Origin of the sequence: Nitrospirillum goiasense (assembly GCF_034427435.1) — a bacterium.
In the GTDB taxonomy this organism is placed as follows: Bacteria; Pseudomonadota; Alphaproteobacteria; order Azospirillales; family Azospirillaceae; genus Nitrospirillum.
Genome location: NZ_JAXQNP010000002.1, coordinates 249,230 through 263,045, shown reverse-complemented (window position 1 = coordinate 263,045; position 13,816 = coordinate 249,230). Strand labels below are relative to the sequence as shown.

The following is a 13,816-nucleotide window of genomic DNA, read 5'->3' as shown; positions in this document are numbered from 1 at the left end:
TGACGCCCCAAAGGCCGGACCGCCGCGCAGGATCGATGCCCCATGATCACCGTCCATCATCTCAACAACTCGCGCTCCCACCGGGTGCTGTGGCTGCTGGAGGAGTTGGCGCTGCCCTACCAGCTCGTCGTCCACCAGCGGGACCCGCGGACGCTGCGGGCGCCACCGGCGCTGAGGGCAATTCATCCCTTGGGCAAGGCGCCCGTGATCGTGGACGAAGGGCGGGTGATCGCCGAATCGGGGGCGATCATCGAGTACATCCTGACCCGGTATGGGGAGGGGCGGCTGGCGCCGCCGGCTGGCTCGGAGGACGGGCTGAGGTTCACCCACTGGCTTCATCATGCGGAGGGGTCGGCCATGCCGCCCTTGCTGTTGAAGCTCATCTTTCGCGACCTTCCCGGCCGCGTGCCCTTTCCCATCCGGCCCCTCGCACGGGGGATTGCCGCGGCGACGCAGCGGGTGCTGGTCGATCCCCAACTCTCGCTGCACGCCGACTATTGGGAGGGGGAACTGGCGAAGCGCCCCTGGTTCGCCGGGGACGCGTTCACCGCGGCCGACATCCAGATGAGCTATCCGCTGGAGGCGTTCGCGGTCCGTGCCGGCATGGTGGACGCCTATCCCAACATCCGCTCCTTCCTGGCGAAGATTCGCGCGCGGCCAGCCCATCAACGTGCCATCGAGCGCGGGGGGCCGCTGGCACCCCCCTGATGGCGCCCCCCGACGATCCCCCTGGCGGGCACAGCAAAAACGCCCGGAAGGCTGAACCTTCCGGGCGTTTCGCTTCGGCCCGTTGGGGGGCCACGCAGGCTTGGTGTTTCCTCTATCCCTGTTCGCCCGTCCGGTGTTTTCCCGGATTTGCGGGCGGTACTCTCACTGGGGCGGCCAGCGGGGCCGTCCGAACGTTGAACCGGTCAGCGCAGTTCCCAGGCGAACTCGACCTTCACCGGGGCGCCAGCGACGCTGGCGATGGGGTTCTGGCGCAGCCAGTTGAAGAAATCGTCGAAGGGCAGGGCGGGTCGCGCCACCACGCGACGACCGGACAGGCCGGTCGCCCGCTCGGACAGGGTACGGGTCACCTGCTCGTACGCGATTTCGGGAACGCCGTGGGCTACCGCGATGGCACCCGTGGCCGGATCCTCCACCTGGAAGGAATGGGCCCCGTTCCGGAACGCATACGCAACCTGAACCGTATCGACCTGACGCATGATGTCCACTCTAGCTCCGCTACACGGAACTTTATGTATCATGCGCCCCCGGCAATGGAAAGGAAAAAACAGCGGACGGCGAATTGACGCAACAGAACGTCGATTTCGGGTTCGATGCGGAATGTTGCGACCGCGTACCGCCGTTTTTCCAAGGACTTGGCTATCGGGTGATAGGTTTATTCGATCACGAAGCGCGGGGCGGCACGGCCGCCGCCGGCCTTGATCTTCTCCGCCACCCGCTTGGCGATGGCGCGGTAGGTCTGGGCGTGCACGCCGTCCGGCTGCTGGATGGTGATGGGCGTGCCGGCGTCGCTGGTCTCGCGGATGGCGATGTCCAGCGGCACCTCGCCCAGGAAGTCGATGCCCAGCTTGTCCGCCTCGGCGCGGGCGCCGCCATGGCTGAAGATGTCGCTGCGGTGGCCGCAGTTGGGGCAGCAGAAATAGCTCATGTTCTCGATGATGCCGAGGACGGGCACGTCCACGCGGCGGAACATGTTCAGGCCCTTGCGCGCATCCAGCAGGGCGATGTCCTGCGGGGTGGAGACTATGACGGCGCCGGCCAGCGGCACGCTCTGCGCCATGGTCAGCTGGGCGTCGCCCGTGCCCGGCGGCATGTCGACCACCAGCACGTCCAGCTCACCCCAGTTCACGTCGCGCAGCATCTGGGTCAGGGCGCTCATCACCATGGGGCCGCGCCAGATCATGGGCGTGTCCTCGGCCACCAGGAAGCCCATGGACATGACCTTGATGCCGTAATTGACCAGCGGGTCCAGGCGCTTGCCGTCGGCGCTGTCGGGCTTGCCGCTCAGGCCCATCATGCGGGGCATGGAGGGGCCGTAGATGTCGGCGTCCAGCAGGCCCACCTTCAGGCCGTTGGCGGCCATGGCCAGCGCCAGGTTGGTGGAGGTGGTGGACTTGCCCACGCCCCCTTTGCCCGAGGCGACGGCGATGATGGCGCCCACGCCGGGAACGCCGGCCTTGGCGGGCTTGCCCGCACCGGGCGCGCCGGTGCCGGGGGCGCCGCCGCTGACGGCCTTGGGGACAGGGCGATGGGCGGTCAGCACCGCCGTGACGGACAGCACGCCCGCCAGCCGGTCCACCGCCTTCTCCGCCGCCTGGCGCAGGGGCTCCAGCGCGGCGCCGCGCGCCGGGTCGACCTCCAGCGTGAAGTGGACATGGCCGTCCTTCACCGCGACGCCGGAAACCATCTTGAGGCTGACGATGTCAGATCCGCGGTCGGGATCCGCCACCTGCCGAAGGGCCTCCAACACCTGGGACTCGGTAACCGCCATGATCAAACGCCTTCATCTTGTAAAGTGGGGGGCGGGGGGTCATATCGCCCGTGTCGGGCTTCCCTGCGACTGCCCGACTATATACGGTGCCGCCCGAATGGGGGGAAGCCCAGGGGGAGAGATGGCCGCCCATGGTGGCCGCTCGGCCACTGTCGCCCTCTGTCTGGGTGCCCCTCATATGGGTACGGGCACCGGAATAATCAGATCACGGGGACAGGAAAGGCGAACATGCCCTGGTCCAATCAAGGGTCAAACGGCGGCAACAACGGATCCGGCAACGGGTCGGGCGACGGACCGGGGGATGATCCCGGCAAGGACGCGGGTCCCCACAGACAACCGGACAAGGGCACGTCCCCGTCCGGCGGTTCCCCCACAACCCCTGGGGCCAGAGCCCCGGTGTCGCCGGCGGCACCTCCGGCGCGTCCAAACCCGGCGGCAAGCCGGGTTCGCGGCCGCAGCCGGGGCTGGAGGACGCAGTGCGCCAGGGTGGTGAGCGCCTGCGCGTGCTGCTGGGCGGCAACGGTGGTGGTACCGGGCGCGGCTCAGGAGGGGGCAATGGGGGACGGCCGCGCGGCGGCGCGCCTGCCGGCGGTTCCTTCAACCTGAACAATTGGAGCAGCGGCCGCATCGTCGGTGTCGGCGTGGCGGCGGCGGTGGTCCTGTGGGGGCTGACCGGCATCTACCGGGTCGCGGCCGATGAGCAGGGCGTGGTCCTGCGCTTCGGCAAGCCGGTGCGGGTGGAACAGCCGGGCTTGCGCTATCACCTGCCGGCGCCCATTGAGCAGGTGCTGCTGCCCCAGGTCACCCGCGTGAACCGGATCGAGATCGGCTACCGCAGCCAGGGCGACGGCCGGCGCAGCGTCAGCGACCGCGACGTGGCCGACGAAAGCACCATGCTGACCGGCGATGAGAACATCGTCGACATCGACTTCGCCGTGTTCTGGGTCATCAAGGACCCGGCCAAGTTCCTGTTCAACATCCGTGAGCCGGAAGAGACGGTGAAGAAGGTGGCGGAAAGCGCCATGCGCGAGATCATCGGCCGCACCGAGATCCAGCCCGCCCTGACCGACGCCCGCCAGCGCATCGAGAACGACAGCCGCCAGTTGCTGCAGACCATCCTGGACCAGTACCAGGCGGGCATTGAGATCACCCAGGTGCAGTTGCAGCGGGTGGAGCCGCCGCCGGCGGTGGTGGAGGCGTTCAACGACGTGCAGCGCGCCCGCCAGGACCGCGAACGCCTGCGCAACGAGGCGGAGACCTACCGCAACGACATCATCCCCCGCGCGCGGGGCGAGGCGGAGCGCCTGAACCAGGAGGCGCAGGCCTACCGCGACCAGGTGGTGGACCTGGCCCAGGGTGACGCCAAGCGCTTCCAGCAGGTGCTGGAGGCCTATGCCCAGGCCCCCGACGCCGCCAGCCGGCGCCTGTACATCGAAACCATGGAGCAGATCCTGAAGGGCACCCACAAGATCCTGCTGGATGACAAGGCCGGCGGCGGCGCCGTGCCCTACCTGCCCCTGAACGACATGCTGAAGCCGCCGGCGCACCCGGCCGCCCCGCCGGCCAACCCGCCGGCATCGTCGTCCGGCGCGTCCACCGCGGCCGGCAATTAAGGGGAGGGACGGATCATGGAAAAACGTTGGATCGTCCCCCTGGGCGTGCTCGTGCTGTTGGCCATCGTGCTGCAGAGCACCTTCTTCACCCTCAACCAGACGCAACAGGCGCTGGTCTTGCAGTTCGGTGAGCCCAAGCGCGTCATCCGCGAGCCGGGGCTGTATATGAAATGGCCCTTCATGTTGCAGAACGTGGTGGTGCTGGACCGCCGGGTGCTGGATATCGACCCGCCGGTGGAAAGCGCCATCCTGGCCGACCAGAAGCGGTTGGAGGTGGACGCCTACGCCCGCTATCGCATCGCCGACCCGCTGATGTTCTTCCAGACCCTGGGCAATGAGCAGCAGGCCCGGCTGCGCCTGTCGGTCATCGTGAACTCGGCCATGCGCCGCGTCCTGGGTAACGTCAACCTGCCGGCGGTGCTGTCGCAGGAGCGTGAGAAGGTCATGGCCGACATCAAGGCCCAGGTGAACCAGGAGGCGCAGCGGCTGGGCATCGAGATCGTGGACGTGCGCCTACGCCGGGCCGACCTGCCGGAACAGACCAGCCAGGCGGTGTTCGCCCGCATGCGCTCCGAACGCGAGCGTGAGGCGGCGGAGGCCCGCGCCCAGGGCCAGGAACTGTCGCAGCAGATCAAGAGCCGGGCCGACCGCGACCGCACCGTGCTGCTGGCCGAGGCTCAGCGCCAGGCCCAGATCACCCGGGGCGAGGGCGACAACCAGGCGATTCGCATCATGAATGAGGCGATCAGCCGCAATCCCGAATTCTACAGCTTCTATCGCAGCCTCCAGGCCTACCGCGACACGCTGAAGCCGGACGACACCACCCTGGTGCTCTCGCCCGGCGCCGACTTCTTCAAGTACCTGGGGGCGGGCGGAACGGCGGAGCGCAAGCGGGCCGAGAAGTAGGCCGAGACGTGGGAAGACGGGGGCTAACGGCTTGAACGACTTGATGACGGGGGCGGCGCTGGCCCTGGTGCTGGAGGGCGTGTGCTACGCCCTGCTGCCGGTGACCATGCGCCGCTTGGCGGGCCGCATGGCGGAGACGCCGCCGGAACGCCTGCGCTGGGCCGGGCTGGCGGGGGCGTGCGTCGGCGTCGCCCTGGTGTGGCTGGCGCGCCGCTGAGCCGGGGATTCGGCGGGGTGCCGTCTTATCCCCTTGCGATATCACGAGCCATCCCCCTTAACAGGCGCGACATCGCCCCCCTATAGTGGGGCGATGACCCTCTAGCGGGAAAATGGCCCCTTAGTGGGAAAATGAAATGATGATGGGTGGATGCCGATCCCGAGGCGTCCCCCTGCCAGGAGTGGCCCGACAGTGACGTCTCCCGCCTTTGCCGCACCCTCGCCGATGGCCGTCTCCCCGAAGAAGGGCGCCGCCCGCCCGTTTTCGGCCCTGCGCCGGTCGCTGATGGTGTTGGGCGTGCTGTTGTTGCCCACGGCCTGCGGCGATCCGGCCCCCGCGCGGGCGGAGCCGCCGCCGCACAGCTTCGCGCCCCTGGTGGAGAAGATGCTGCCGGCGGTGGTGAACATCTCCACCAGCCAGACGGTGAAGAACAAGAAGCAGGGCCAGTTGCCCATGCCGGAGTTCCCCCCGGCTCCCCCTTCGGCGACTTCTTCCGCGACTATCAGGAGCGGCAGAAGGAGAACGACCAGGGCGGCGGGGATGACAAGGGCGGGCAGGCCACCTCGCTGGGCTCGGGCTTCATCATCGACCCGTCCGGCTATGTCGTGACCAACAACCACGTCATCGAGGGGGCGGACGAGATCACCGTCCGCCTGCAGGACGACACCCAGATGAAGGCGACGCTGGTGGGCACCGACAAGGCCACCGACATCGCCCTGCTGAAGGTGGAGCCGGCATCCAAGCTGCCCGCCATGGTATGGGGCAACAGCGACGCGCTGAAGGTCGGTGACTGGGTGGTGGCCATCGGCAACCCCTTCGGTCTCGGCGGCACGGTCACGGCCGGCATCATCTCCGCCCGTGGCCGCGACATCGGCGCCGGCAAATACGACGACTTCCTGCAGACCGACGCCTCCATCAACCTCGGCAATTCCGGCGGCCCGCTGATCAACCTCAATGGCGAGGTCATCGGCATGAACACCGCCATCTTCTCCCCCCAGGCGAATGATGGGGAGGCGGGCTCCGTCGGCATCGGCTTCGCCATTCCGGCGGTGGTGATCAAGAACGTGGTGCAGCAGTTGCGCGACACCGGCAAGGTGCGGCGCGGCTGGCTGGGCGTGCAGATCCAGGACGTGACGCCCGACATCGCCGAAACCCTGAAGCTGAAGCAGCAGCGCGGCGCCCTGGTGGCGGTGGTCAGCCCCGGCGGCCCCGGTGAGCAGGCCGGCCTTCGCCAAGGCGACGTCATCGTCAGCATCGACGGCAAGGACGTCACCAACGGCCGCATGCTGCCCCGCATCGTGGCGGAGGAGCCGGTGGGCCACAGGGCGGCGCTGGTGGTGCTGCGCAAGGGCGGCAAGATCAACGTCACGGTGTCGCTGGGTGAGCTGAAGGAAGATACCGATGCCGGGGCGGTGGCCGCCGCCACCAGCAATGCCGGCCCCGCCGAAGCCGAGGGCAGCATCGACAGCGTGGGCCTGACCCTGGACGCGCTGAGCCCCAAGGTTCGGCAGAAATACAGCGTGCGGGATGACGCCCAGGGCGTGGCCGTCGTGCGCGTCGCCCCCAACAGCCCCGCCGCCAAGCGTGAGCTGAAGGCCGGCGACCTGATCGTCGAGGTGGGCCAGGAAGAGGTCAACACCCCCAACGACGTGGCTGTGCGCGTGGCCAAGGCCAAGGATAACGGCCAGAAGGCGGTGCTGCTGCTGGTGGAACGGGCGGGCGACCTGCTGTTCGTGGCCCTGCCGCTGGAATAACCGGACGGCCGTCAGGCCAGTCCCAGATACCCGAACACGGCGCGCTCGACCCGATGCTGAAGGTCGGGCGCGTCCACTTCGCCCCGGCTGCCGGCATGGTCCACCATGCCGCGCACGATGGCGAACAGGTCGGCCCCGGCCGTGTCCGCGGACACCCCGGCGGGCAGGTCGACGCCGGCCAGCACCTGGCCCAGCAGATCCTGCAATTCCTTCGTCTTCTCATCCTGCTGCTCGCCCAGGGGCAGGCGGCTTTCCTCGATATCCAGGAGGCGTGCCAGGATGGGGCGGCGCAACTGGTGGCCCACGGCGGCGGCGATCATGCCCGACAGGGCGGCCCGGGCTGCCGGCAGGCGGGCGGCGGCGGCCATCTCCTCCCGCAGCACCTCGCCGTCCCGCTGGATCAGGGCGGCGGTCAACGCGTCCTTGCCGGGGAAGTACTGATAGAGCGACCCGACGCTGACGCCCGCCCGCTCCGCCACCGCGTTGGTGTTGAAGCCCGCCAGGCCGCGCGCCTCCAAAATGCGAGCCGCCGCCTCCAGGATGATGCGGACCGTTTCGGCCGCGCGTGCCTGGGTGGGGGATTTCCGGGGCTTCAGGTTGGGTGTCTTGCTCATGGGGGATGCGAGTAGGGCGAAAGGAGCGTTCGCTCCATACTGCCGCCATCGCAACCCAGTGCAAGGAAAAACCAAATGACTTCCGAGATCACCAAGGAAAACTTTGAGCCGGCCATCACCGTTTTCATGCTGGTCAAGACCATGCCCGAATGGCTAGGCATGCCTATTGATGAGCGTTTCCAGGAGTTGGCGCGCCATCTACAGCCCATCGTCACCCGCTACAAGGACGATGCGCGCATGCGGTTCTATGATGTGGAGTTTTACTCAACCAACGTCACCGACATCTGGGTGTGGGATGCCCGCAGCCATGAGGCCTACCAGCTTCTGGTGGAGGCCCTGCGGGAGACGCCGTTCTGGGACCGCTACTTCCAGATCGTCGATATTTTGGCGGGGGTTGAGAACGCCTACGCCAAGAACTACGGCCGGGCGCCGCTGGCGGCGTGACCGGGCGGCGTAGCCGGAGGGCCTGGGGATCAATGGCCGGCGTCAGCCGGCCACGATCTCCGCCTCGCGGTAGCCCTGGGCGTACAGCAGGGCCGTCAGGTCGCCATGGTCGACCTTGGCCCGGGCGGCGGCGGCCACCGCCGGCTTGGCGTGGAAGGCGATGCCCAGGCCGGCGGCCAGCAGCATGGGCAGGTCGTTGGCGCCGTCGCCCACGGTGACGGCGGCGGACAGGGCCACGCGCCGCTGGGCGCAGATGCGCGTCAGCGCGGCCGCCTTGGCGTCCTTGTCCAGGATGGGTTCCACCGGCTGGCCGGTCAGCTTGCCGTCCTGGATGACCAGGTCGTTGGCCTGGTCCTCATCGAAGCCCAGCAGGGCGCGGACATGGGCGGTGAAGGGCTTGAAGCCGCCGGAGACCAGGGCGCAATGGGCCCCGTGCTTGCGCATGGTGGCCACCAGGGACTGGGCGCCCGGCATCAGGGTGACGATGCCCTTCAGCTCCTCGATCACCGTGGCGTCCATGCCGGCCAACAGGGCCACGCGCTCCCGCAGGGCGCCCTTGAAGTCGATCTCGCCGTTCATGGCCCGGCGGGTGATCCCGGCGATGGTGTCGCGCTGGCCGATCAGGGCGCCCAGCTCGTCCAGCATCTCCTGGTGGATGATGGTCGATTCCATGTCGGCCACCAGCACCGCCTTGCGCCGTCCCGCCGACTCTTGGGTGATGGCGTCCACCGGCTGGCCCAGCAGCGCCTGGGCGCAGGCGGCCTGGGCCTGGTCGGGATGCAGGCCGGCGAAGGCGATGTCGCAGGCCCGCCCCGGCGCCAGCCAGTCGGGCGCGCTGGTTTCCGCCCCCAGCGCTTGCAGGGCGGCGCGCGCCGCGCGGACCATGCTATCGTCCAGCGTCGTCGCCGCGGCCTCTCCCGATGTCAGGGGGGCGCCGGCGATCAGGGTCACCACATGGGTCATGGCATGTCCGAAGGGTTTGAGGGGGCTTCCGCTGGTCTTGATACGGGGGGCGGGGCCGGCAGGCAAGACGCAGTCGGGCATCCGGCCCCTGCGATCAGCACGGATGGCAATGCGGACACTGCCACGGATGGACCGGACGCGGCGCGCAAGCTGGTGGTGGTCATCGGCGGGCCCACGGCCTCGGGCAAGTCGCGCCTGGCCCTGGACCTGGCGGTGCGCCTGGGCGGCACCGTCATCAACGCCGACAGCATGCAGATTTATCAGGGGCTGGCGCTGCTGACCGCCCAGCCGGGGGCGGAGGATCGGGCGCAAGCCCCCCACCGCCTTTACGGCACGGTGCCGCCCTCCCAGCGCATGTCCGCCGCGCATTGGCGGGACCTGGCGCTGGCGGAGGTGCGGGCGGCGGAGCGGCCCATCCTGGTGGGCGGCACCGGCCTGTACCTGCGCACCCTCATGGCCGGCATCGCCGACATCCCCGCCATTGAAGACTCGGTGCGGGAGCGGGCCAAGGCGCTGCATGCCAAGCTGGGCGGTCCCGCCTTTCATCAGGACCTGGCGGCCCGCGATCCGCAGGCGGCGGCCCGGTTGGCCCCCGGCGATACCCAGCGCCTGGTGCGGGCGTGGGAGGTGGTGGTGGGCACCGGCCGCACCCTGGGCGACTGGCAGCGCGCCGCGGCGGCCACCGCGCCGGCCGACCTGGCCTTCCACACCCTTATCGTCGATCCGCCACGCGACCGGCTGTATGCCAACGGCGACGCCCGCTTCCTGGCCATGATGGGGCAGGGCGCGCTGGACGAGGTGCGGGCCCTGCTGGCCTTGGGTCTGGATCCGGATCTGCCGGCCATGAAGGCGCTGGGGGTGCCGGAGCTGGCCGCCCACCTGGCCGGCGCCCTGGACCTAGAGGCGGCGGTGGCCCTGGCGCAGCGGCACACCCGCAACTATGCCAAGCGTCAGACCACCTGGTTCCGCCATCAGATGCCTGACGCCCGCCGGGTTGATCCCGGTTTCAGTCCAACGCATACCGGTTATGAGAAATTAATCGAAAGTCTACTGGGTGAAATCTTTGCGATAATTCGCAAAAGCGGTTGACCCTGGGTACGGTTCCGTCTAGGGTCCCGATCCGCCCGGCTTTCGCGTTTGCGAAGGGGGCTATTGGTGTTCCCAAGCGGCCCCGGTGAGCGGGGGCGACGGGGCGACTAGAAACCAGGATTTTTGGGAAATGAGTGCTGCCACGAGCGAGACCAGTCTGACCGGTGCCGACATCGTCCTGAAGGCGTTGCGGGACCAGGGCGTAGAGGTCATTTTCGGCTATCCGGGCGGCGCGGTACTTCCCATCTACGACGCGCTTTTCCAGCAGAACGACATCCGTCACATCCTGGTCCGCCATGAACAGGCGGCACTGCATGCGGCGGAAGGCTATGCCCGGTCCACGGGCAAGGTCGGTGTCGTGCTGGTCACCAGCGGCCCCGGCGCCACCAATGCCGTCACCGGCTTGGCCGACGCGCTGATGGACAGCATTCCCATCGTCTGCCTGTCCGGCCAGGTCGCCACGCACCTGATCGGCAACGACGCCTTCCAGGAATGCGACACCACGGGCATCACCCGTCCCTGCACCAAGCACAATTACCTGGTGAAGGACGTCAACAACCTGGCGCGCACCCTGCACGAGGCGTTCTACGTGGCCAAGAACGGCCGCCCGGGCCCCGTGGTCATCGACATCCCCAAGGACGTGCAGTTCGCGGAAGGGACCTACCGCTCCCCCGCCGACAGCATGCCCAAGAGCTATCGTCCCCAGGTGAAGCCGGACCTGAACCGGGTGGAAGAGGCCATCGACCTGTTGGCCAAGGCCAAGCGGCCCATCTTCTATGTCGGCGGCGGCGTCATCAACGCCGGCCCCGTGGCCAGCCAGCTGCTGACGCAGTTCGTGCGCATGACGGGCTATCCCTGCACCACCACCCTGATGGGCCTTGGTGCTTATCCCGCATCCGACCGGCAGTGGCTGGGCATGCTGGGCATGCACGGCACGTACGAGGCCAACCTCGCCATGCACGGCTGCGACGTCATGGTCTGCATCGGCGCCCGCTTCGATGACCGCGTGACCGGCAAGGTTTCAGAGTTCGCGCCCAACTCGGTCAAGATCCACGTCGACATCGACCCGTCCAGCATCAACAAGAACGTGCGCGTGGACGTGCCCATCGTCGGCGACGCCGCCCATGTGCTGGAAGACATGATCCGCATCTGGAAGGCGCGCGGCAAGCAGCCGGACAAGGCGGCCCTGGCCCAGTGGTGGGAGCAGATCGAGTTCTGGCGGGCCCGCGATTGCCTGCGGTACGAGAAGACCAGCAAGGTGATCAAGCCGCAGTTCGCGCTGGAGCGCCTGCGCGCCGCCATCTCCGGCCGCGATGACGTCTTCATCACGACCGAGGTCGGCCAGCACCAGATGTGGGCCGCCCAGTTCCTGCCCTTCGACAAGCCCAACCACTGGATGACCTCCGGCGGCCTCGGCACCATGGGCTATGGCCTGCCGGCCGCCATCGGCGCCCAGGTGGCCCATCCCGACGCCCTGTGCATCGACGTGGCGGGCGAGGCCAGCATCCTGATGAACATCCAGGAAATGGCGACCGCCCTGCAGTATCGCCTGCCGGTCAAGGTCTTCATTCTGAACAACCAGTACATGGGCATGGTCCGCCAGTGGCAGGAGCTGCTGCACGGCGGGCGCTATTCGGAAAGCTATTCCGAGGCGCTGCCCGACTTCGTGAAGCTGGCCGACGCCTTCGGCGGCGTGGGCCTGCGCGCCACGGAGGTCGGCCAGGTGGACGACGTCATCGCCGAGATGATCAAGGTGAAGCGCCCGGTCATCGTCGACATGTGCGTGGACCAGAAGGAAAACTGCTTCCCCATGATCCCCGGCGGCCGCGCCCACAACGAGATGCTGTTGGGCCCGGACGAGAAGGTGGAGAACGCGACGCCGGAGGACGGCATGGTGCTGGTATGAGCGCCTTCCGTTCCGCCGCCGCCCCCTTCACCGCCCTGCCTGACCGGAGCCTATCTTGACCGCCCGTCCTGTCCCGTCCGCCCCGCCCGCCATCGAACGCCACACCATCTCCATCCTGGTGGATAACGAGCCGGGCGTGCTGGCCCGCGTCATCGGCCTGTTCTCCGGCCGTGGCTACAACATCGAAAGCCTGACGGTGGCGGAGGTCGACCGCGACGCCACCCTGTCGCGCATCACCATCGTCACCACCGGCACGCCCATGATCATCGAGCAGATCAAGGCGCAGCTGGGCCGCCTGGTGCCGGTGCACCGGGTGCACGACCTGACGATGGAAGGCCCCTTCGTCGAGCGTGAGACGGCGCTGGTCAAGGTGGCCGGCACCGGCGAGAAGCGGGTGGAGGCCCTGCGCCTGGCCGATGTGTTCAAGGCCCGGGTGGTGGACGCCACCATCACCAGCTTCGTGTTCGAGATCACGGGGCAGGGGGAGGAGCTGGATCGCTTCATCGGCCTGATGGCCGAACTGGGCCTGGTGGGCGTGTCGCGCACCGGCGTGGTGGCCATGTCCCGCGGCCCCGGCGGCATCTGACCGGTTTTTTCCAAACCGCCTTCCCCCGGGAAGGCGACACTCCATGAGCGCGCGCCCCCAAGGGTTGGCGGGCGCAACCAACAAAAGGCTTAGACCCATGCGCGTTTATTATGATCGTGATGCCGACGTTAACCTGATCAAGGGCAAGAAGGTTGCCATCATCGGTTACGGCAGCCAGGGCCACGCCCACGCCCAGAACCTGCGCGACAGCGGGGTGAAGGACATCGTGGTGGCGCTGCGCGCCGGCTCGGCCACGACCAAGAAGGCCGAAGGCGCCGGCTTCAAGGTTGTCACCCCGGCTGAGGCTGCCGCCTGGGCCGACGTCGTCATGATCCTGACCCCGGACGAGCTGCAGGCCGACCTGTACCGTGACGAGCTGGCCGCCAACCTGCGCCAGGGCGCCGCCATCGCCTTCGGCCACGGCCTGAACGTGCACTTCCGCCTGATCGAGCCGCGGCCGGACCTGGACGTGTTCATGATCGCGCCCAAGGGTCCCGGCCACACCGTGCGCGGCGAATACCAGAAGGGCGGCGGCGTCCCCTGCCTGGTGGCCGTGCACCAGAACGCCTCGGGCAACGCCCTGGAAGTGGCGCTGTCCTACGCCTCCGCCGTGGGCGGCGGTCGCTCGGGCATCATCGAGACCACCTTCAAGGAAGAGTGCGAGACCGACCTGTTCGGTGAGCAGGCCGTGCTGTGCGGCGGCCTGACCAAGCTGATCCAGGCCGGCTTCGAGACCCTGGTCGAGGCGGGCTACGCCCCCGAGATGGCCTATTTCGAGTGCCTGCACGAGGTGAAGCTGATCGTGGACCTGATCTACGAGGGCGGCATCGCCAACATGCGCTACTCCATCTCCAACACCGCCGAGTACGGCGACTACGTCACCGGCCCCCGCATCGTCACCTCCGAGACCAAGGCCGAGATGAAGCGCGTGCTGGACGACATCCAGTCCGGCCGCTTCACCCGCGACTGGATGTTGGAGAACAAGGCCGGCCTGCCCAGCTTCAAGGCCACCCGCCGCCGTGAGGCTGAGCACCCGATCGAGGAAGTGGGCGGCAAGCTGCGCGCCATGATGCCCTGGATCGCCAGCAACAAGCTGGTGGACAAGAGCCGCAACTAAGCGGTTCAGGCCTGGAGCAAAGCGACGGGGACGCGACCGCGTCCGCCGACTGAGGGAAAAGGAAGAGGCCGGTGCCGACGCGCCGGCCTTTTTCTTTTCGCGGGCGGGCC

General features: G+C 68.3%; 14 protein-coding genes and 1 pseudogene. 10 read left to right on the top strand and 5 right to left on the bottom strand.

All coding sequences use genetic code 11. From position 1 onward, the window contains the following. Positions 1-42 precede the first annotated feature (42 nt). On the top strand, positions 43-708 hold the full coding sequence (locus tag ULB03_RS03575) for a glutathione S-transferase family protein (protein WP_322481917.1): 666 nt from the start codon (positions 43-45) through the stop codon (positions 706-708). A 203-nt stretch (positions 709-911) separates the two neighbouring features. Here ULB03_RS03575 and ULB03_RS03570 read toward each other — a convergent pair whose 3' ends face one another. Next, a complete protein-coding gene (locus tag ULB03_RS03570) occupies positions 912-1,214 on the bottom strand; it encodes a hypothetical protein (protein WP_322481916.1) in 303 nt (100 codons plus the stop codon). A gap of 167 nt (positions 1,215-1,381) precedes the next feature. Next, a complete protein-coding gene (gene apbC, locus ULB03_RS03565) occupies positions 1,382-2,500 on the bottom strand; it encodes an iron-sulfur cluster carrier protein ApbC (RefSeq protein ID WP_322483768.1) in 1,119 nt (372 codons plus the stop codon). Between the two features lie 473 nt (positions 2,501-2,973). On the opposite strand from apbC, the gene hflK reads away from it, so the two are divergent. Genes hflK through ULB03_RS03550 form a run of 3 tightly spaced genes read left to right on the top strand, consistent with a single transcriptional unit; the run spans position 2,974 to position 5,233 of the window. Beyond that, the gene (gene hflK / locus ULB03_RS03560; RefSeq protein ID WP_322481915.1) at positions 2,974-4,110 is read left to right on the top strand and encodes an FtsH protease activity modulator HflK; all 1,137 of its coding nucleotides are present in this window, start codon (positions 2,974-2,976) and stop codon (positions 4,108-4,110) included. Between the two features lie 15 nt (positions 4,111-4,125). Beyond that, positions 4,126-5,016: a protease modulator HflC gene (hflC, locus tag ULB03_RS03555; RefSeq protein ID WP_322481914.1), complete on the top strand. Its 891-nt coding sequence runs from the start codon at positions 4,126-4,128 to the stop codon at positions 5,014-5,016. Between the two features lie 31 nt (positions 5,017-5,047). Further along, a complete protein-coding gene (locus tag ULB03_RS03550; protein WP_322481913.1) occupies positions 5,048-5,233 on the top strand; it encodes a DUF2065 domain-containing protein in 186 nt (61 codons plus the stop codon). A gap of 101 nt (positions 5,234-5,334) precedes the next feature. Here ULB03_RS03550 and ULB03_RS03545 read toward each other — a convergent pair whose 3' ends face one another. After that, positions 5,335-5,688, bottom strand: coding sequence for a hypothetical protein (locus ULB03_RS03545; protein ID WP_322483827.1), 354 nt, complete (start codon positions 5,686-5,688; stop codon positions 5,335-5,337). A 72-nt stretch (positions 5,689-5,760) separates the two neighbouring features. On the opposite strand from ULB03_RS03545, the pseudogene ULB03_RS03540 reads away from it, so the two are divergent. Beyond that, positions 5,761-6,987: pseudogene (locus ULB03_RS03540) on the top strand (Do family serine endopeptidase); the annotation flags it as partial. Positions 6,988-6,998: 11 nt separating this feature from the next. Here the strand turns inward: ULB03_RS03540 and ULB03_RS03535 are convergent. Beyond that, entirely contained in the window at positions 6,999-7,601 is a 603-nt protein-coding gene (locus ULB03_RS03535; RefSeq protein ID WP_322481912.1) for a TetR/AcrR family transcriptional regulator, read from the bottom strand. A 75-nt stretch (positions 7,602-7,676) separates the two neighbouring features. Here ULB03_RS03535 and ULB03_RS03530 point away from each other — a divergent pair, with 75 nt between their 5' ends. Beyond that, positions 7,677-8,045, top strand: a complete 369-nt coding sequence (locus ULB03_RS03530; RefSeq protein ID WP_322481911.1) for a darcynin family protein — start codon at positions 7,677-7,679, stop codon at positions 8,043-8,045. A gap of 42 nt (positions 8,046-8,087) precedes the next feature. On the opposite strand, the gene serB is transcribed toward ULB03_RS03530, so the two are convergent. Beyond that, positions 8,088-9,008: a phosphoserine phosphatase SerB gene (serB, locus tag ULB03_RS03525; RefSeq protein WP_322481910.1), complete on the bottom strand. Its 921-nt coding sequence runs from the start codon at positions 9,006-9,008 to the stop codon at positions 8,088-8,090. 153 nt (positions 9,009-9,161) lie between these two features. On the opposite strand from serB, the gene miaA reads away from it, so the two are divergent. The 4 genes from miaA to ilvC all read left to right on the top strand — a co-directional run bounded on the left by miaA (position 9,162) and on the right by ilvC (position 13,706). Continuing rightward, positions 9,162-10,097, top strand: coding sequence for a tRNA (adenosine(37)-N6)-dimethylallyltransferase MiaA (gene miaA, locus ULB03_RS03520; protein ID WP_322481909.1), 936 nt, complete (start codon positions 9,162-9,164; stop codon positions 10,095-10,097). Positions 10,098-10,227: 130 nt separating this feature from the next. Beyond that, positions 10,228-12,003 carry an acetolactate synthase 3 large subunit gene (locus ULB03_RS03515; RefSeq protein ID WP_322481908.1) on the top strand — a complete coding sequence of 592 codons (1,776 nt, stop codon included), beginning with the start codon at positions 10,228-10,230 and terminating at the stop codon, positions 12,001-12,003. Between the two features lie 55 nt (positions 12,004-12,058). Continuing rightward, positions 12,059-12,589, top strand: a complete 531-nt coding sequence (gene ilvN, locus ULB03_RS03510) for an acetolactate synthase small subunit (RefSeq protein ID WP_322481907.1) — start codon at positions 12,059-12,061, stop codon at positions 12,587-12,589. Positions 12,590-12,686: 97 nt separating this feature from the next. Further along, positions 12,687-13,706, top strand: coding sequence for a ketol-acid reductoisomerase (ilvC, locus tag ULB03_RS03505; protein WP_145735680.1), 1,020 nt, complete (start codon positions 12,687-12,689; stop codon positions 13,704-13,706). Positions 13,707-13,816: the final 110 nt, after the last annotated feature.

What these genes read in the sequence shown, in the direction of transcription:
- ULB03_RS03535 (WP_322481912.1), bottom strand. Translation starts at nt 7,601, where the DNA reads ATGAGCAAGACACCCAACCTGAAGCCCCGGAAATCCCCCACCCAGGCA.
- serB (WP_322481910.1), bottom strand. Translation starts at nt 9,008, where the DNA reads ATGACCCATGTGGTGACCCTGATCGCCGGCGCCCCCCTGACATCGGGA.
- ULB03_RS03575 (WP_322481917.1), top strand. Translation starts at nt 43, where the DNA reads ATGATCACCGTCCATCATCTCAACAACTCGCGCTCCCACCGGGTGCTG.
- ilvC (WP_145735680.1), top strand. Translation starts at nt 12,687, where the DNA reads ATGCGCGTTTATTATGATCGTGATGCCGACGTTAACCTGATCAAGGGC.
- ULB03_RS03530 (WP_322481911.1), top strand. Translation starts at nt 7,677, where the DNA reads ATGACTTCCGAGATCACCAAGGAAAACTTTGAGCCGGCCATCACCGTT.
- hflC (WP_322481914.1), top strand. Translation starts at nt 4,126, where the DNA reads ATGGAAAAACGTTGGATCGTCCCCCTGGGCGTGCTCGTGCTGTTGGCC.
- ULB03_RS03515 (WP_322481908.1), top strand. Translation starts at nt 10,228, where the DNA reads ATGAGTGCTGCCACGAGCGAGACCAGTCTGACCGGTGCCGACATCGTC.
- ULB03_RS03545 (WP_322483827.1), bottom strand. Translation starts at nt 5,688, where the DNA reads ATGGGCAACTGGCCCTGCTTCTTGTTCTTCACCGTCTGGCTGGTGGAG.